Raw genomic sequence first — 17229 nt, 5'->3', positions numbered from 1 at the left:
CATGTTCAAGAAGAAGTCAAAGAATCAACAGGGAGGGCCTCCGGTAAACCCGTGGGTTGCTGCTGCTGAGTCGGCGGCGGCCGAGGAGGCCAGGCGGAATCCCGGGACGGCGGGGCCGGGCGCCCCGTGGGCCGTGGTCCCCGAGAAGTCGCAGGGTCTCGCCCGCGCAGGCCGGATCGTCCTGTTCTGCGGGGCGGGCGCCGTGTGCCTCCTTGCCCTGGTAGCGCTGCACGGGATCCTCGACCCCCACCCCGCCGCAGCCCCGCAGGCCGCGCCCGCGCCGGGCCCGTCCGCCTCCGCCTATCCCGACGACGCCGCCCGCGCGGTCGCCGTCCGGGCGGTGCGCGCCTATCTGACCTGGGACGAGAAGAAGCCGGCCGAGCGGGCGCGGGAGCTCGCGGGCCTCCTGGCCACCGGAGTGGACCCCCAACTCGGGTGGGACGGGCGCGGAGCGCAGACGGCCGGGGCTGTGGTCCCCGGCGCGGTCACGGCCGGTACCGGCGGCCGGGCCCGCGTGCGGGTGGAGGCCGAGGTGATGACCGGGGCGGGGCCGTCGCGGTGGCTGGCCCTGGACGTCCCCGTGCTGGTCGGCGGCGGTGGCCGCCTGGTGGTGAGCGGTGCGCCGGCCCTGCTCGGGGTCCCGGACGGGGCCGCCGCCGCCCCGGAGCCGACACCCCGCCCCGCTGACCTGGCATTTTCCGCGCAGACCAGGGCCGCGGTGGCCGACTTTTTCCGGGCCTGGGCAACCGGCGGCGGCCCGCAGGTCACCGCCCCCGGGACCGTGCTGCCCGCCCTGCCCGACGGGATCGAGCTGCGCACCGTCCAGGTGTGGGAGGCCGCCCCGGGCACAGGCGCGGACCGGTCTGGAGTCGCCCGGGTCGTCTGGGCGGTCGGCGGCGGAGAGATCACGCAGGCGTACCGCGTCACTCTCACCCGCGTGGAAAGCGCCCGCGCCGGGCGATGGCAGGTGTCCGGGATTACCGGCGACGACCTGACCTGACCCCCGGCAGACGAATTGAGAAGAAAAGAGAGGTAGAGGCCGTGAACGCAGCGAACCTTGCACTGGACCTTGCGCTGACCCAAGGGGTGGCGCTCAAAAACGCCGTAGTCATCATCTGCGGCAACCTGTTCATTGCCGTGATGGTGATTAAGGCGCTCCGCCTGTCCTGGGATGAGGATTTCAACAAGAAGTTGGCTTTCCTCGGGTCGGCGGGATTCTGCGCCATCTTCATTTGGGTGCCGGAGTCAGCTAAAACGGTTGTGACCGACCTCGCTAAGACCATCGTCAGCTGATGCGCGAGGGGATGACGTACACCCGGCATTTCATGCTGGAGGCCCGGCAGCATGAGCTGTTCGGCGTGGACCTAGGCCAGGGCATTTCGCGCCGGACGATGCTCCTGGGCGCGCTCGCATTCACGCTGTGGGACGGGATCGGACTCGCGATTTTCGGGGTCCCGTCCCTGAACTGGCTCACCGCGTATTTCCTGCCCCCGCTGCTCGTGACCGTGCTGGGGGCGCAGCCGTCGAAGCGGTGCGACCGGCGCACCGTGCTGGCCGGATGGGTGATCGCCGGTCAGTACCAGGTGAGCGGGCACCGCCCGATCATCCGGGGCGGCCGGGCCGTCGCGCACCGGTCGGAGTGGATCCCGCGCCCCGCCCGCTGGGAGCGGCAGGCCCCGGCGCTGGCCCGGACGCTGGGCGCCGCCACGACTGAGCGACTGCTCGGCGGAGCCGACGTGCAGGACGTTCCACCGGCCGGGCCGGCGGTCGAGATGAAGACAACGGCCCGCCTGTACGGGCCGGACTACCTGCTGAAGGTGGCCGCCCCGCGCGGCCGGAAGGGGAGGACCCGGTGAAGGTGTTGGAGCGGATCACTGGACTGCTGGGCGTGGGCGGGGAGCGTGCCGCGCCGCCGCCCCGGTACGAGGGGATCGCCGACGGCCTGGTGCTCACCGACATGGAGGCGTGGGCCTGGTACACGACCGAGACCAGCAACAGCGACTTGATGGGGGAGGCGGAGCACGACGCGGAGCAGGCGCGGGCCGAGGCGGCGCTGACGTCCACCCTCGCCGGGATGGACGTCCACCTGCGCATCCTGTGGTCCCCGTACAGCGCGGACGACTACCGGGCGGAGGCGCCCGACCTGTACTCGGCGGGCCGGTGGGAGGACTGGGCGGAGGACCGCGCCGCCCGCCTGGACCAGATCGCCCTGCCGGTGCGGCACGTGCTGCTCGGGGTACGCCTCGGCGGGCGGACGGCCTCGCCGGGCCGCCGGATCACCGACGCGGCCGGGGTCTCCTCGCGCGGGGTGCCCGCCCGGGAGCTGGCGACCTGGCACACCGCCGCACGCCGCCTCGGCCGCCGCCTCGAAGCCTCGCCCTGGCGGTGCGCGCCCGCGCCGGTCGAGCTGCTCGCGTGGATGGTGACGCGGGAGCAGCACCGGTCCGTCCCGGCCCCGGTGGCCGGCCGCTCCCTGGTGTCGGGTGCGCTCCTGGCGGCGCTCACGCAAGGCCGCGTCCTGCCGTACCCGGACCACCTGCGGATGGTGGACGCCGAGGGAGCCACCGCGGCGTGGGTCAGCGTCCTGGTGATGACCGCGTTCCCCGAGAGGGCGGCGACCCCGGGGCCGGGGGAGTGGCTGCGCGCCCTGGCGGAGGTCTCCTACCTGCCCCCCGACGATGACGGCCTGGAGGACGACGACGTCGCCGCCCGCCTGGTCGCGGTGAGCCCCGAGGCGTCCGTGCGGCTGCGGGTGCTGCACAAGCGGGCCGCCATCGCACGGACCGACCAGACGGCCCGGATGGTGCGCGAACAGACCAACAGCGCCGGGACGCACGCGGTAGGTGACCCGGGCCGCGTGATCACGGACGCGGGGGAGGCGATGGCCGACCTGCGCGCCGAGCTGGAGCGCGAGGAACTGTCTCTGGTGGAGGACCATCCCCGCGTGGTGGTGACCAGCACGCGAGGGCTGGAGGACCTGCGGGCCCGCGTGGACGCGGTGATCGCCCACTACGCGGACTCGGGGATCACCGTCCAGGTGGGCACCGACGAGCAGCGGCCCCTGTGGCTGGAGACGCTGGCCGGTGACCGGGTGCGGGTGCCCGACCTCGGCCACGTGCGGGACACGCGGGCGCTTGCGGGCGCCTGGTGGTGGGGCGGTGCCCGCGTGGGCGACGACACCGGCCCGATCGTCGGATACCTCACCGGCTCCACCCCGGGCGTGGTCCGCCTGACCCCGGCCGCCAACCGGAAGGACGCGACGACCACCGCCTATATCGGCCGGTCCGGCGGCGGGAAGTCCACCGCCCTGGCCATGGCCGCGCTGGAGGCCGGAATGGCCGGGGCCTGGGCGCTCACGCTCGACTTCAAGGGCGACCTTGCCGGACTGGTGCGCGCGGCAGAGCGCTACGGCCTTCCGAGCCGGCTGGTGCGGATGAACCGCGCCATGGCCGGGGCCGCCGATCTGATCCCGCTCCTGTCGGAGGCCGGCCGCGACGCCGCCCGCGCCGAAGTGCCCGCGCAGCTCTCCCTCGTGACGCCCGCGCACCTGCGGGCGGCCGGGGCCGAGACCGCCCTGCAGGCCGCCACCAACGCCATTCTGGACGGCGCGGAACCGGCGACCTGGCGGGTGATCGAGCACCTGCGCGCGTCCGACGACCGGGTGGCACGCGAGACCGGACACGCCCTGTGGGAGCTGGCACAGACCCCCCAAGGTGCCCTGTTCATGGGCCGCCCGCAGGATGGGCCGCCCCTGCTGACCACCGCCCCCGGGGTGTGGGTGGTGCAGATGCCGGGCCTGTCCCTGCCGACCGTGGGCGAGGACCGTGAGCGCTGGACGTCCGTACAGGCCCTCTCCGTCGCCGTCATGCACAGCGTCCTGGCCTTCGGCATCATCACGTCCGGCCGCCCCGACCTGCGCACCCTGACCAAGCTGGTGTCCGTGCCGGAGGTGCACGTCCTGACCGGCACTCCGCAGGGCCGCCATTTTCTGGACTACGTCGCCAGGGTGGGCCGGGCGCTCGGCACGCACCTGCACCTGGACACCCAGGACGCCACCGGCCTCGCCGCCCTGCCCGGCGTCGTCGAGCAGCTCGCCATGGTGATCGGGTTCCGCCTCACCTCGGCCGCGCAGCAGGACGCCCTCGCGGAACTGCTGGGGCTGCCCCCGGGACCGCACGCCCGGGAGCTGATCCGGTCCATCGGCATCGAGGCGGACGGGTCGGTCCGGCACGGCCATTGCGTTACTCGAGACCGCCGGTTCGGAGCCGCCACCATGCAATGGGACATCCCCACCGCCGAACTCCTCGATCTGCTGGACACCTCCCCCCGGGCCGACGCCGAGACCGGCGACGCCCCTGTCGCGGACGGGGTGTTCGCATGAGCGCCCGCCGCCGTCCCGCCGCCGTCCTCCTGGCCGCGCTCGCCGTCCTCGCCGCCGGATGTGGCGACGGAGCCAAGGAGGGAGGCACCGCGGATTCCGCCCCGGCCGCCCCGGCGCCCTCCGCCGTCGCCGCCGACCGCGCCCTGACCTACATGCGGGCCGTCGTCGCCGACGACTGGACGACCGCTTGCTCCCTCATGTCCCCCGGCCGCCGCGCCGCCTGCCACGACCGGCACACCGCACCGCCGGAACCGGAGACGGACGGGCCGGCCATCGGCCCCGTCATCCTGGACCGCGCCCCGACCCGGGCCATCGCCACCTCGGACTACCCGGCGGGGTGGGCCGTGATCGCCGCCTATACCGTCACCTGGCCCGGCAAGCCGGCCACGACCAGCCGCGTCGCGCTGCGGATGACGGAGGATTCCGGCGCCTGGTGGGTGGAGCAGCGCGAGGACGTCGCCGACTCCGATCTCACGTGGTCCGACGACCCGGCGCGCTCCGCCCTCGGCCGGGAGGTCGGGTGATGCGCCTCCGCACGCTCGCCGTCCCGGTCATGGCGGTGATGACCACCCTGTCCGTCCTGGCCGGGACCGCGCACGCCGAGACGATCGACCCGATCGGTGTCGGCGGACTGTTCCCAGCGGCGCCGGTCCCGCGCGACGGCGGCACGATGTACGAGACCTACCCCGGGCTGCTGACCTGGAGCCTGGACACGGACTACGGCCAGTGGGACTTCCTCGACCCGGCGCTGCACATGATCGCCGACATCCTCATGGTCATCCTGGCCACCCTCGGCGCCGCCGTCGCGACGCTGGCGAGCTGGGCGTTCTCGCTCACCAACATGCCCGACATCCAAGGCCCGCTGACCCAAGCCATCAGCGGGAGCGCGGGCGCCGTCCTGGTCGGACTGTTCCCCAGCGCGCTCGCGGTCGGCGCCCTGGTCGCGTTCCTGCGGGCGCAGCGCGGGGACGGCGGGGGGTTCTCGGATCTCGCGTGGGTGCTGGTCTCCGCCGTCGCAGCGGCAACCCTTCTCCAGACCCCTCAGGTGTGGGTGGACGGAGTGGACGAGGGACGCACCATCGGCACCGAAGTGGCGATGACCGCTACGGAGGCCGGCATTGGATCGGCCGGAGGCGGCATCGAGAAGATGCCGTTCCGCCTCGGCCACACCACCACCTACCCCGGCGACGCCGACGACCGGGTGGTGCGCCGCGCCACTGACACGGTGTGGCGGGTGTACGTGGGCGTCCCGTGGTGTCTGGCGGAGTTCGGGTCGATGAAGGCGTGCCAGAAGTACGGCAAAGCCGTCCTCGACCTCGGCCCCGACAAGAAGGCGCGCAAGGAGTACCTGAAGGAGAACGTCACCGACAAACAGGTGGGCGCGGAGTCGCAGAGCTGGAGGCAGGGCCACCGCCCGTTGCAGCGCGCCGGTGTCCTGGTCGTCGCGGTGCCGGTCGCCCTGTGCTTCGGGCTGCTGCTGATCACGCTTCTGCTGGGGAGCATCACGGCGATGTTCGGCGCCATGTTTCTTCTGGTGGTGGGACCGGTGTTCGCGGCGCTGTGGGTGATTCCGGGGCGGCCCCGCGAGTGGGGAGTGCGCTGGGCGGACGCCCTGGTGGGAACCGTGCTCCAGTCCGCCATCGTCACGCTGACCGCCGGGGCCGTGATGATGCTGCAAATGGTCACGGCCATGGCCATGCCCACCTATGGGTGGCTCGGGTCCTCGGCGCTCTCCCTCGCCGGAGCCGTCGCAGCGTTCAAGTACCGGTCCATCCTCACGAGCATTGTCGGCACCGGCGCAGCGGGCGGCGGAGGTTCAGCCGGAGCCCTGCTGGGCGTGCTGGCTACCCGCAGCCTCGCCAGGGGGGCGGGTCGGCTCCTCGGCGCACCGCGCCGCATTTCCCGCCGCCTCGGGGACGCGGTGGAGCGCCGCCACCGGCCCCCGGCCACGCCACCGACGGCCCCCGGGCCGCCGCGGCCTTCCGCCCCGCCCCCACCGCCTCCGCCCGCCGGACGTCCGCCCCGCCCCAGCGCGGGACCGGGCCCCGGGCGCGGCAGCACGGGAGCGGGCGGCACGGGACCCGGCGCCACGGTGGCAGCGGCCGGCCGCCGGGCGAGCCGAACCGCAGCCGGTGCCCCTTCGGCCGCCGGTCCGGCCCCCGTCCACTCGCCCACCGCAAGGACGATCCCCGCCCCGGCCACCCCGGCCGGGCAGGCCCCGGCGACGTCGTCCACGACCAGGGCGGCCTCGACCTCCACCCCGGCCGGGCAGGCCCCGGCGTCCTCGCCCACGGCCAGAACGATGCCCGCCCCGGCCACGCAGCGCACCCCCCGCAGGGCCACGCAACCGCCCGCACCGTCGAGCAGGGCCCGCCGGACCCCGATGCCCCGGCCGCGCGTCGCGCGCTCCCCCCGCAGGGTCCCGCCGCCGCAGGGGTGGACGCAGCCGCGCCTCCCCGACCCCCCGACGCCCCCGCGCACCTGAGGGAGTGACACCCATGGCCCCCCGCCCCACCCCCGACCCCGGCCCGGACGGTCCGGCCCCGGACTGGCGGGCGCTGCTCGCCGCCCTCCCGGACGGGGACGAAGAACCGCCGCCGGGCGCGTCCTGGCACACCCGGCGGCGGTGGCGACGTACCCGTGCACAAGAGGCCCGCCGCAAGCGGGCGGGCGCCGTCACCGAGCTGCGCCACCGCCCCATGAGCCCGGTCGCCATGCTCCTGGTCGTGGTCCTGGTGCTCATCCTCGGCGCCGTCTCCCGCTGCGGAGGCCGCTCCGGACCCGGGGAGGACAGCCGGCCCCTGGCACCCGCCCGCAGCAGCCCCGCCGCCGCTCCGGCCCCACCGGCGCCGCAGCCTGACGTCCAAGAGGACGCGGCCCCCGAGGACGTCGCCGCCGCGTGGGTACGCGCCTACCTCACCCGGGACCCGCAGGCCGACCAGGACCACCGGGCGAGCGTGCAGCGCGCCGCCCCGTGGGCGACGGCGGACCTGACCCGCAACCTCACCGACACGACGCCGCCGGGATGGGGCCGGCAGGTCAGCCGGGGCGAGAGCACCCGCGTGACCTCCGCCGCCGCCCGCCCCGCCGGGTCCGACCTGCCCGCCGACAACCCGGCCCAGGTCTGGCGGACCGTCGCGGCCACGGTGGACGTGACCGGATACGAAAAGAGCCGACGCACCGACACCCTGAGTGTGGAGGTCTCGCGCACCACCACCGGGTGGCGCGTCTCCCGCGTCCTGGGGGTCTGACGTGGTGGACGCCCGCGACGTCGCCGAGGCCGCAGCCACCCGGGCCGCCGCGCCGCTCCTGGCCAAGGTGGGCTGCATCGGCGCGGCCCTGGCCGTGGTCGGCATGCTCAGCCTCGGAATCGTGACGATCCTTTCGGCCGGAGCGGCCAATAAGGCAGTGAACGCCAAGAACAAGGGGAGCGGCTGCGAAAGCCCCGGACTGCCAGACCTTTCTGACCTCGGCAGGGTCCCGCCCGGAATCCTCGCGCAGCAGATCCATCACGCGAAAATCATTGACAAGGTAGCCCAGGAAAGAGGGCTGCCCGGCCGGGGTTCACGCGTCGCTTTGATGACCGCATTGCAGGAAAGCGGGCTGATGAACATCGACCACGGAGACAGGGATTCCATCGGTCTTTTCCAGCAACGCCCCTCCCAGGGATGGGGGACACACGCGGAAATCATGGACCCCGCCCGCTCCTCCAACCTGTTTTACGGCGGGAACCCCGGCCGCCCCCCGGGCCTGGTCGATATCTCCGGATGGAACCTGATGCTCCCCGGCAACGCCGCGCAGGCCGTCCAGCGCTCCGGTCACCCCGAGCTGTACGCCACCCGCCACGGCCAGGCCGAGCAGATCGCCAGGAAGGCCGGCATCAACCTGGACCGCCTTGGCACAGCCACAGGTGACGCCCCGGACTGGCTGCCCGACCCCTCCACCGGCCCCATGCCGGACCAGTGCACCCCCGGCGGCGGCCCGGCGGGAGCTCCCTTCCATGACGCCGCCTCCGACTGGCCGGCCGAGGTGAAGAACAGACGCAGCACCGCGGAGGCGATCGAGTGGGCAAAAGGCCAGCCCGCCCTCAACGAGAAAAGGTGGTGGCAGCGCTGTCTCGAATTCTCGGCCAGAGTCCACGGATGGAACGCCGCCGGAGTCGGATCCGCAATCACCCACTACCACGTCATGCCCGAACACATGAAACACCCGGGATCCAGGGATGTCCCCCCAGGCGCCCTCATGTACTGGGAGACCGGAAATATCCACGGCCACGTATCCGTATACCTGGGGGACGGCTTGATCATTAGCAATGATGTGTATCGGCCTGGGTATGTCGATGTAATGCCCGCGTCCGATGTTGAATCGAAATGGGGCGCCCGATACGTCGGATGGGCCCCGCCCTATTTCCCGAAGGGATCGTAAGTGCCCAAGAAATCTGCCATCCCCGCAACACCGCTCTACTCCATGATGATCCGCACCGACCAGGACGGTGGCCTCGCCTTGGACATCGACGGGCAGACCCTCGCCGCTGACCCGGACATCGCGACCCTGCGGGCAAAGGGCCTCGCGGAGCTGCGGATCCGGGCCGCCCTCGCAGGCCGGCCCGTCCGTGCCCGCGCGGTCGAGCCAACCGCCCCCACTCCCTGGCTCATGATCGTTTCCCCGGACGGAACCGTCACCGACGTGGCCGAACACCCCGCCGCCCCGCCCTCCACCGTGGCCGAGGACATGCGCAAGGAATGGACGGGAGTGTGGGCCGCCCACGTCGCCGAACACCCGGATCCGCCCGCAGCCTCCGCACCACCGCCGGACCGCCCCGAGGCCATGGGCACCCCGGCCCCGGCCGAGCTGCCCGACCTCCTCGTCTCCGTGCCGGAGTACCGGGCGATGTGGGCGGCGGTGTGGGCTCACCACGCGGCCGGGGACCTGCCCGCAGCAGTCACCGCTGCCTACAAGCTGGAATCCGCCCTGAGCGGCTGGTTCGGGGAGTCGGACGCCGCCACCATCACGGTTCTCACCGCCCGCGCGTGGCTCACCCTCTGCCAGCGCACCGACTGGCGCGGGACCACGGAGCTGCTCATCACGACCGCCCTGCGGTGCCGCGCCGCCCGGCACCGCCCCGAGTACGACACGGTGCGAACGGCCCGCAACGCGCATGCGGCCTGGCGCCTGCTGCGGGAGGAGGACCCGGAGGCCGCCGCCGACCTCGCGGCCCCCCTGGCGGACATGCTCGCCATCCTCGGCGAGGACGTCCGCCGCCGTGACGTCCTCGACTGGACCGAGGCGGTGCCCGCCACCAGCTGACCCGCTAGCCGGGTCTGGACATCTGCGGGAGACAGTCCCTCGTCGGGGGCGGTTTCGGGGCGGGGCCGTGTCTCCCCTGGCGGTACCGGGATTGACCGTCCGTGAACACCATCAAGCAGACGGCCGCCGCGGCGGCGCTGGCCCTGGCGGCGGTAGCTGCCACGGCCGCGCCCGCCGCCACAGCCGCGCCGGCCTACAAGTGCGCGTCCAGCACCAACGACATTGACGACAGCGGCTATGACGGGCCGTGGCCGGACAACTGGAAAGTCACGGTGAAGACGTGCGCGGCCCGCTCTGGGAGCACGGTCTACGCCTATGCCGAGGTGAAGTGGGACGGCACCCGTTTCCGGGAGGTGGACGACCCGACGATCTTCGACGGGGCCAAGGTGCGTGTGCAGATCAAGCTGTCCCGCGAGGGCACCGATCCTGTGGTGATCGAACGGGACTTCACTGAGCTTGAACGCCGGATGGAGGACAGCACGTCCGGCGGGAACTACGACGGCAGTTACAGGACGCCGACGCTTAGCCACCGGGCCGGTCCCGGGGCGCTGGCCGACTCGGTTCTGTTCCTGGACTGGCACGGTGACGGCCGTGGCTACGGGCGCCACGAGTACACGGGCTCGCCCACCGTCTGACCCGGGGCCGCCGCCCGGGGCCGCGCTCGGCGGCGCCACTGACCGGCGCAGCAGTGCGGGCCGCCACCCTCGCCGGGGTGGCGGCCCGCACTGCTGCTCTCAGGACTCCTCGGGGTCGGGGCTCCAGACGGCCGGCCCGCCGCCGCGCCACTCGATCAGCAGCGGATCGTCCAGCCGGACGACGTCGGGATCCAGGCCGGCCCGCCGCAGGAACTCGAGGAGATCGGCAGGGCCGAGGGCGCGGCCGAGAATCTCGCCGTCGCAGCGGACCCGGCGCCCGCCCTCGGCATCCGGCGGGTAGACGACCACGCGCAGGTCAGGGCTCATCCCCTCACCGTGCCGGTACCCGGTCACTCCAGCACCCCGAGGGCGGCATCGGGACGGCAGAACGGGCAGGCCTCCACACCCTCACCGAGGAGCCGGAGCACCTCGGCGCGTTCCACGGGCTTGCCCTGGCCGTCGGGGCAGGACCCGGCATGCACGCGGAACGGCTGCGGACCGTACCCGGTGCGGTGGATCTCCAATTTCCAGTCCGGGACGGGCAGGGCCGGGCGGCGGGCCGCGGTGGCGGCCTCCTCCGACTCCAGGCGCCCGATAACCTCTCTGACCTGGGAAATCTGCCAGTCCAGCCAGCTTTCAACTGCTCGGTACCGGGCCAGCCGCACGCCCACATTTTCGTTCACAAGTTCGATTATAGGAACGAGGGGTTCCGCCCGACCAGAGGAGGACGCCAGGAACCCTCCGAGTACCCCCACAGGGGTGAATCTGCCCTCGCGTACGCGAGCGCGGATCTTGCGGCGCTATCTCAACTCACCCTGAAAAAACACCTATTGACAGAAACCAGGATGTTCCGGGATGTTTCCGGCGCGGCCCGGTGGTCGGGCCGCCGTGATGTGCGATTGGGGTGCGTTTCGTGGTGATCAAAAGGCGTGAGGTGTACGACCGGGACCAGGCCGCCGCGCGGCTTGGGGTACCGAGGCCGGAGTTCCGCTGGGCGGCGGCCTCGGGGGTGGTACCGACCCCGGACGCGGGGCCGGGGCTGTGGTCGCGGGCGGCGGTGGAGGCCATGGACGCGGAGGCGGTCCGCGCCTGCCTGGGGGACGGCCCGCTCTTCGGCTGGCAGGGCGCCGCCCGCCTGGCCGAGGCCCTCGGCACCCCCAACCCAGACCCCGGCTGCGGCGGCCCGAAGGCGGTGAGCGTGGCGGCGCTGGTGGAACTGGCGAAAGACGGGCTGCTCACCACCTTGTCCGACCGCGTCAACGAACTGCTGCTCGCCCCGGCCGAGGTGGACGCGCTCGCTGCCCGCCCGGACCTGCGCCGACTGCTGGCCCACGCGGCGCCGCTCGGCCCGGACCAGGCCGCGCAGCGGCTTCGCGTTCGCCGTACCGACCTCGACCACATGGCCCGCCTCGGGTGGCTGCTCCCCACCGAGACGGTGCGGGTCAAGTTCGGCGCGGCCCGGGGCGGTACGGTCCGCGTCCCGCTCTACCGGGCCGGCGACGTCGACCGGATCCCCGAGGAGCATCCGGAGGTGGACTGGCCCGCCCTGCGGGCCCTCGGGAAGGGGAAGCGCTCGCCCCTGGCCCGCCTCGCCGCTCCCGTGGGCGGTGCGCAGTGACCGGCGAGTGGGAGTACGGCCGGTACTGGGACATGGATGCGTACTTCGGCCCGGCGGTCGGGGAGGCCCTGCGTGGGGCGCACGTCGCGGGGGTCGGCTACCTCGCCGTGGCGCACCTGGTCCGCGCGGAGGCCGGGCGGGGCCTGGTCCGGTTCAGCGTCGTGAACACCTCGGACCGCTACGTCATCCACACCGCGCAGTACCCGGCCGACGCGTTCGAGTCTCGGCAGGCGTCCATCCGACTGGCACGGGACGGGTACGGAACGGTCCTTTGGGACGAGTGCGAAACAGACTGCTGGACCGCCCTGGCACTCCCCGAACCGGCCGAGGAGTGGTGAACGAGGACGAGGCGCAGCGAAGTATTTGAGTGCGGGTTCAGGCTTTTTCTGGGGCGTGGCCCAGGGTGCCACACGGTGCCCCGCGCCGCCCTCCGGGCCCTGGCGGGCCCTGCGGGCGAAATTGCCGGGCGCCCTTCGGGCGCGTTCACCGGCAATTTCGGTCCGCTGACGCGGACCGCTTTTTGCCGGACGCCTGCGGCGCTTTATCCGGCAAAAAATTTTTGGCCCTGCGCCTTCGGCGCGCACCGGGCCAAAAAGCGCGGGGCACCGCGCGGCCTCCTGGGACACGCCCCAGAAGCCCAAGCGGAAGGCCGCCCCCATGACCATGACCATGCCCGCCCACATGACGCTGATCTACTGCTCGCAGTGCCCGGCCGATGCCCCGTCCTCGTACCGCGCGCAGCCGGACCGGCTGTTCCGGTGTCTGGCGTGTGGGCACCTGCTCGATGTGCGGGACCTTGAGTTGGACCCTGAGGAGTCGTGGGCCATCTCCCGGGACGGTCTGCTCGGCTACACCGTCGAAGAGCCTGAGGCGGTCGCGTACGGCCTCGACGGGGCCTTTGCGGCGGTGAACCGGGGCGCTGCCCTCGTCCTGGACGGACTCACCCTGTCCGAGGCGGAGGCCAAGGCGGTGACCCTCGCTGTGTGCGCGGTCCTGACCACCCTGGAGAACCCCGCCGCGACCCTCGACGACGTCACCCGGTCCTGCTTCGAGTCCCCGGCCCCCGAGATGGCGGCCCGCTTCGGATGGCGGGTCAAGCCTGCGGCGCCGGAGCACACGTGCCCGGTGTGCGGGAGCGGGGTGATCCTCGCGAGTCGCGGGTGGGCCTCGTGCGCGAGCGCGGATTGCAAGTGGGGTGACATGGCCTGCGAACTGCCGGGCGCGCTCCCGGGGTGGGAGCGGTGAGAGGCGGGCGGATAGGCCGGATAGGTGAAAGGGGCGGCGGACTCGCCGCCTCTTTTGTATGCCTAATGGGGGTTAATGGACAGCCCTGCGGGCTGGCCCGCCCCCTATGTGCCCTTCGGGCACGGGCGGGCAAGGAGAGCTGCCCTTCGGGCAGGTCGCTTCGCTCCCGGGCCCCTTTGAAGGCGCTTCGCGCCGGGGCCCGCCCCTGCGGGGCAAAGGAAGAAACCCTCTCGGGCCGGGCCGGGTGGGCCCGCCGCGGGCCCGCTCCAGCCGCTGCACGGCTCCCTGTGCGCGCCGCGCAGCCGTCGCGGCCCCCTCGCCGCGAAGCGGCCTGAGAGACGCTCAGCTTGTCGTTTATCCAGTTCGGCGGGGTTTGGTCCCGATTTTGTGGTGTGCTGGTCGGGTGTAGGGCTCGCCGGTGGCGAGGACGCGTCCGACGTCGTAGCGGGTGGCGGGACGCTGGTTCTTCGAGCCGGGAGGTCGGCCGGGGCCCGGGCGGGTCGGTTTTGGTGCACGGGCTGGTGTGCCGGTCCGCGCGTGCAGGTTCCTGAACCCTCTGCGGACGCGGGCCGGTGTCAGCCTGTTCGGTTCCGCTGGCTTCTCCCACGGCCGGCGGAGGTCGGCGGCCAGCGGGCGGGCAAGGCGGAGCTGGGCATGTGCGGCCAGGATGATCCAGGTCCAGCGGTCTGCCGCGTCCGAGCTGCGGAGCCGGGGCTTGGTCCAGCCGAGGGTCTGTTTGAACAGGCGGAAGGTGTGCTCGAGGTCGAATCGTCGGAGGAAGGACTGCCAGCAGCGGTCGACGTCCGCGGTGGTGGCGCCGGTGCCCGACCACCACAGCCAGACCGGCTTGTTGACCCCGCCGCTGGGCAGTTTCTCCACGGTCAGGCGGATGACGGTCCCCTCGATCACGGGCAGTTCAGCCCCGTGGGCGAGCCAGGCGGCCCGCCGGGTCAGCCTGGGGTGCAGCCGGTCCCACGCCCGCGCGGTCGCATTCCCGTAGAGGCGGGTGTCCGTGGCCGTCACGACATGCTCAGAGCCCCAGGTCTCGGGCTGGCCGAAGACGAACTCGCCGCCGTGCCTCGGTGGGCGTCCGCCGGCGGGATGCTGCCTGTGGAACTCCTCGCGGGTGGGAGCCGGCCGGCACATCACCCGGTCCGAACGCATCCGTCCCAGGATCTCGACGGGCAGGCCGGCCAGCAGGTGAGCGATGCGCGGAGCGTCGTATCCGGCGTCCAGCACGACCAGGATGTTCGGGTCGCCTGGCTTCCACTGGCCCGCTGCAACGAGTCGCTCGAGGACCTCGCGAATCTGGAACGTGGTCACCGCTGCCACGTCAGCGCCGGGCCGGAGACGGACCGCATCGAGCACTGCCGTCCACGAGGTGCGGCCGCTCTCCAGCGCGGCCACTACCGAGTACGGCCAGCCGGGCACCATCTGGTGTTTGCCCACGCCACGGCCGAAAGTGTGGCAGAAGGCCCGGTCAGCGCAGGTATTGGCGTCCGGCCTCAGCCACGGCGAGACGTCCACCGCCAGGACCAGCCTGCCGTCCGCCGCCCTCGGCAGTGGCATCCCGGCCAGGGCCCGGCGCAGCCGGGCGACATCGATCCGGCCCTGGTTGAGACCGCCGTACAAACCACCGTGACCACGGCGGTGTTCAGGCGCGAGCGCGAGATCTACGAGCGTCCGCACCGGTCCGTCCGTGCACAGCAACGCGTCGCACAACTCGAACAAGGCATCGCCCCGCACGGTCAGACACGCGTACAACTCCGACCGGAAGTGTGACACTTCCGCGAACGCGTCCCGCAGGACGTCCTGCTCCATCAGACTCATGACCACGGCCTTCGCGCTGATCCGCTCTGTGACGGAGCCCAGGATCAAGCGAAGGCCGCCTTCGCGTCCGCTGAACTGCGAAAACGCCGACCAAGTGCGAGTCGCGTTCGACATCGGACCATAAACGACAAGCTCAGTGCCTGATTGGATACTTCGAAAGCGCAGGTCGGGCCGTACATGTGACGGCAGGGGCAACAGCTACCGTTCCGTTTTGGAGTCTCGGTGACGCTGAAGGCGAACGACGGGGTCGGCGTCAGGATCGGCGCCCTGTGTTACTCGGGCGCCGGTAGGGGGCGGAGCCTCGGGCCTGCGGCTTCGGTACAGATGGGGGGGGGGGGGGGGGGGGGGGGGGGACCATCGGGGAGGTATCGGGTGCCGGCTCGTGGGGTCCGATACTGATGACTCCTGATGGCCCTTCCTGGGTCGCCGCCTGCCGTTGACGCCGGAAGACTCGATACGCAAGTGCCCCCGCGTGCTGTTGCCCTGTCACGGCTGTGGAGGGCTGCGTACTGCCCGGAAGCGGGCACGAATCAGGCGAGGATCATGATCTCTGTCATTTCGCGTGGCGCCGCTGTCGCGCTCGCACTCTCCATGACCGCCCTCGCGGGCCCGGCCTTCGCGACCGGCGTCGGTGGTGCCGCCACCGGTTCGACCCCTCACAAGAGCTGCGACCCGATCACCCTCACCACCAACGAGGCCAAGTTCACCCTCGTCGATCTCGGCGCACCCGGAGAGGGAATCGGCGACCTGACTGTCATCACCGCCAACCTGCTCTCGAACGAACGCCCCGTCGGCACCTTCGCTGCGACCTTCACGAAGGTCATGCAGGAGCCCAGCGACAAGACCACCGTCGGCGGCGGGGTCTTCGAACTCGAGGACGGACAGGTGTCATTCGCCTCCAAGCAGACCTTCCCCAACAAGGGTCCGTAAAGTTAACGGTGGTTTTGGGTTGTTGGGGGTTCAGCGACGGGCGGCTGAGAGCCGGCCGTCGAAGGTGATGTCGAAGGCGTTCAACGCGGCCTTCCACCGCTGGGTCCAGCGTTTGCGTCCCTGGCCGGTGGGGTCGAGGCTCATGATGGCCATGTAGACGCACTTGATGGCGGCCTGCTCGTTCGGGAAATGCCCGCGGGCCCGGACGGCCTTGCGGATCCGCGCGTTCACCGACTCGATCGCGTTCGTCGTGCAGACAATCCGCCGTATCTCGGTATCGAACTGCAGGAACGGCACGAACTCAGCCCACGCGTTCTCCCACAACCTCACGATCGCCGGGTACTTCCGGCCCCATTCCTCCTGGAACTCCAGGAACCGTTCCATGGCGGCGTCCTCGGTCGGCGCGGTGTAGACGGGCTTGAGCGCCTTCGAGATCTTGTCCCAGTCCTGCCGGGCCGCGTAACGGAACGAGGCCCGCAGCAGGTGAACGACACAGGTCTGCGTGATCGCCTGCGGCCAGACGGCTCCGATCGCGTCGGGCAGCCCCTTCAGGCCGTCGCAGACGACCATGCAGACGTCCTCCGTGCCGCGGTTTTTGATCTCGGTGAGAACCTGGAGCCAGTACTTGGCACCCTCGCCCCCGTCGCCGGCCCAGAGCCCCAGGATCTCGCGAGTACCCTCGACGGTGACCGCCAGGACCACGTAGACCGGCCTGTTCGCGACCTTCCCGTCCCGCAGCTTCACGTGGACACAGTCAATGAACAGAACCGGGTAGACCGAGTCGAGAGGCCGACTCTGCCATTCGTTCATGCCGTCGATCACCTTGTCCGTGATCGTGGAGATGGTCGTCTTGGAGACCTCGGCGCCGTAGACCTCCGCGAGGTGGGCGGCGATCTCCCCGTGGGTCAGACCGCGGGCGGAAAGCGAGAGCACCATCTCGTCGACGCCGGTCAGCCGACGCTGCCGCTTCTTGACGATCTGCGGCTCGAACGAGCCCTCCCGGTCCCGCGGGACCTCGAGCACGACCGGGCCGACCTCGGTCACCACCGTCTTCGATCGGGTCCCGTTCCGGGTGTTGCCCGAGCCGGCCTTCTCATGCTTCTCGTGCCCGGGGTGGTCGGTGATCTCACCTTCCAGGGCCGACTCGAGGATCCTCTTCGTGAGCTGCTGCAGCAGACCACCCTGGCCCGTCAACTTGATCCCGTCGGCCTTGGCCCGGTCCACCAGCTGACTGATCAACTGGTCGTCCAGAACCTCCGGCGCAAACCCGGACGGCTGCACCT

Annotated in this window: 18 protein-coding genes; 14 read left to right on the top strand and 4 right to left on the bottom strand. The window is 71.9% G+C overall.

Annotation, left to right across the window (positions count from 1 at the left end; all coding sequences use genetic code 11):
* Positions 1–133 precede the first annotated feature (133 nt).
* From OG435_RS49915 to OG435_RS49870, 10 genes are all read left to right on the top strand, one after another.
* Positions 134–1000 (top strand): conjugal transfer protein, encoded by an 867-nt coding sequence (locus OG435_RS49915; protein WP_266888571.1) that lies wholly within the window; start codon positions 134–136, stop codon positions 998–1000.
* Positions 1001–1041: 41 nt separating this feature from the next.
* On the top strand, positions 1042–1293 hold the full coding sequence (locus OG435_RS49910; RefSeq protein ID WP_266888569.1) for a hypothetical protein: 252 nt from the start codon (positions 1042–1044) through the stop codon (positions 1291–1293).
* A complete protein-coding gene (locus OG435_RS49905) occupies positions 1293–1856 on the top strand; it encodes a hypothetical protein (protein ID WP_266888567.1) in 564 nt (187 codons plus the stop codon). The genes OG435_RS49910 and OG435_RS49905 overlap by 1 nt, the downstream gene beginning before the upstream one ends.
* Positions 1853–4381, top strand: coding sequence for an ATP-binding protein (locus OG435_RS49900; RefSeq protein ID WP_266888565.1), 2529 nt, complete (start codon positions 1853–1855; stop codon positions 4379–4381). Before OG435_RS49905 ends, OG435_RS49900 begins: the two co-directional genes overlap by 4 nt.
* The gene (locus OG435_RS49895; RefSeq protein ID WP_266888563.1) at positions 4378–4905 is read left to right on the top strand and encodes a hypothetical protein; all 528 of its coding nucleotides are present in this window, start codon (positions 4378–4380) and stop codon (positions 4903–4905) included. Before OG435_RS49900 ends, OG435_RS49895 begins: the two co-directional genes overlap by 4 nt.
* Positions 4905–6866: a hypothetical protein gene (locus OG435_RS49890; protein ID WP_266888562.1), complete on the top strand. Its 1962-nt coding sequence runs from the start codon at positions 4905–4907 to the stop codon at positions 6864–6866. The genes OG435_RS49895 and OG435_RS49890 overlap by 1 nt, the downstream gene beginning before the upstream one ends.
* A 13-nt stretch (positions 6867–6879) precedes the next feature.
* Positions 6880–7632, top strand: a complete 753-nt coding sequence (locus OG435_RS49885) for a hypothetical protein (RefSeq protein ID WP_266888561.1) — start codon at positions 6880–6882, stop codon at positions 7630–7632.
* A 1-nt stretch (position 7633) separates the two neighbouring features.
* Positions 7634–8806, top strand: a complete 1173-nt coding sequence (locus tag OG435_RS49880) for a peptidase M23 (protein WP_266888559.1) — start codon at positions 7634–7636, stop codon at positions 8804–8806.
* Positions 8807–9688 carry a hypothetical protein gene (locus OG435_RS49875; protein ID WP_266888556.1) on the top strand — a complete coding sequence of 294 codons (882 nt, stop codon included), beginning with the start codon at positions 8807–8809 and terminating at the stop codon, positions 9686–9688.
* Between the two features lie 101 nt (positions 9689–9789).
* Positions 9790–10323, top strand: a complete 534-nt coding sequence (locus tag OG435_RS49870) for a hypothetical protein (RefSeq protein WP_266888555.1) — start codon at positions 9790–9792, stop codon at positions 10321–10323.
* A 99-nt stretch (positions 10324–10422) separates the two neighbouring features.
* On the opposite strand, the gene OG435_RS49865 is transcribed toward OG435_RS49870, so the two are convergent.
* Complete coding sequence (locus OG435_RS49865) at positions 10423–10650, bottom strand: hypothetical protein (RefSeq protein ID WP_266888553.1); 228 nt, start codon at positions 10648–10650, stop codon at positions 10423–10425.
* A 23-nt stretch (positions 10651–10673) separates the two neighbouring features.
* A complete protein-coding gene (locus tag OG435_RS49860; protein ID WP_266888551.1) occupies positions 10674–11006 on the bottom strand; it encodes a DUF6233 domain-containing protein in 333 nt (110 codons plus the stop codon).
* Between the two features lie 221 nt (positions 11007–11227).
* Between OG435_RS49860 and OG435_RS49855 the strand changes: the two genes are divergently transcribed.
* The 3 genes from OG435_RS49855 to OG435_RS49845 all read left to right on the top strand — a co-directional run bounded on the left by OG435_RS49855 (position 11228) and on the right by OG435_RS49845 (position 13186).
* Entirely contained in the window at positions 11228–11941 is a 714-nt protein-coding gene (locus OG435_RS49855; protein ID WP_266888549.1) for a hypothetical protein, read from the top strand.
* Positions 11938–12279 carry a hypothetical protein gene (locus tag OG435_RS49850; RefSeq protein WP_266888547.1) on the top strand — a complete coding sequence of 114 codons (342 nt, stop codon included), beginning with the start codon at positions 11938–11940 and terminating at the stop codon, positions 12277–12279. The genes OG435_RS49855 and OG435_RS49850 overlap by 4 nt, the downstream gene beginning before the upstream one ends.
* Positions 12280–12598: 319 nt before the next feature.
* On the top strand, positions 12599–13186 hold the full coding sequence (locus tag OG435_RS49845; protein ID WP_266888545.1) for a hypothetical protein: 588 nt from the start codon (positions 12599–12601) through the stop codon (positions 13184–13186).
* 354 nt (positions 13187–13540) lie between these two features.
* On the opposite strand, the gene OG435_RS49840 is transcribed toward OG435_RS49845, so the two are convergent.
* On the bottom strand, positions 13541–15016 hold the full coding sequence (locus tag OG435_RS49840) for an NF041680 family putative transposase (protein WP_266888616.1): 1476 nt from the start codon (positions 15014–15016) through the stop codon (positions 13541–13543).
* Positions 15017–15559: 543 nt separating this feature from the next.
* Between OG435_RS49840 and OG435_RS49835 the strand changes: the two genes are divergently transcribed.
* Complete coding sequence (locus OG435_RS49835) at positions 15560–15946, top strand: hypothetical protein (RefSeq protein ID WP_266888543.1); 387 nt, start codon at positions 15560–15562, stop codon at positions 15944–15946.
* 30 nt (positions 15947–15976) lie between these two features.
* Here the strand turns inward: OG435_RS49835 and OG435_RS49830 are convergent, their stop codons facing one another.
* Entirely contained in the window at positions 15977–17227 is a 1251-nt protein-coding gene (locus OG435_RS49830) for an IS256 family transposase (RefSeq protein ID WP_430625887.1), read from the bottom strand.
* Positions 17228–17229: the final 2 nt, after the last annotated feature.

Source organism: Streptomyces sp. NBC_01264 (assembly GCF_026340675.1).
Classification (GTDB): domain Bacteria; phylum Actinomycetota; class Actinomycetes; order Streptomycetales; family Streptomycetaceae; genus Streptomyces.
Note: the sequence above shows the minus strand (reverse complement) of the source record. Positions and strands in the feature narration are given on the sequence as shown.

What these genes read in the sequence shown, in the direction of transcription:
- OG435_RS49865 (WP_266888553.1), bottom strand. Translation starts at nt 10,650, where the DNA reads ATGAGCCCTGACCTGCGCGTGGTCGTCTACCCGCCGGATGCCGAGGGC.
- OG435_RS49895 (WP_266888563.1), top strand. Translation starts at nt 4,378, where the DNA reads ATGAGCGCCCGCCGCCGTCCCGCCGCCGTCCTCCTGGCCGCGCTCGCC.
- OG435_RS49835 (WP_266888543.1), top strand. Translation starts at nt 15,560, where the DNA reads ATGATCTCTGTCATTTCGCGTGGCGCCGCTGTCGCGCTCGCACTCTCC.
- OG435_RS49845 (WP_266888545.1), top strand. Translation starts at nt 12,599, where the DNA reads ATGACCATGACCATGCCCGCCCACATGACGCTGATCTACTGCTCGCAG.
- OG435_RS49890 (WP_266888562.1), top strand. Translation starts at nt 4,905, where the DNA reads ATGCGCCTCCGCACGCTCGCCGTCCCGGTCATGGCGGTGATGACCACC.
- OG435_RS49905 (WP_266888567.1), top strand. Translation starts at nt 1,293, where the DNA reads ATGCGCGAGGGGATGACGTACACCCGGCATTTCATGCTGGAGGCCCGG.
- OG435_RS49840 (WP_266888616.1), bottom strand. Translation starts at nt 15,016, where the DNA reads ATGAGTCTGATGGAGCAGGACGTCCTGCGGGACGCGTTCGCGGAAGTG.
- OG435_RS49885 (WP_266888561.1), top strand. Translation starts at nt 6,880, where the DNA reads ATGGCCCCCCGCCCCACCCCCGACCCCGGCCCGGACGGTCCGGCCCCG.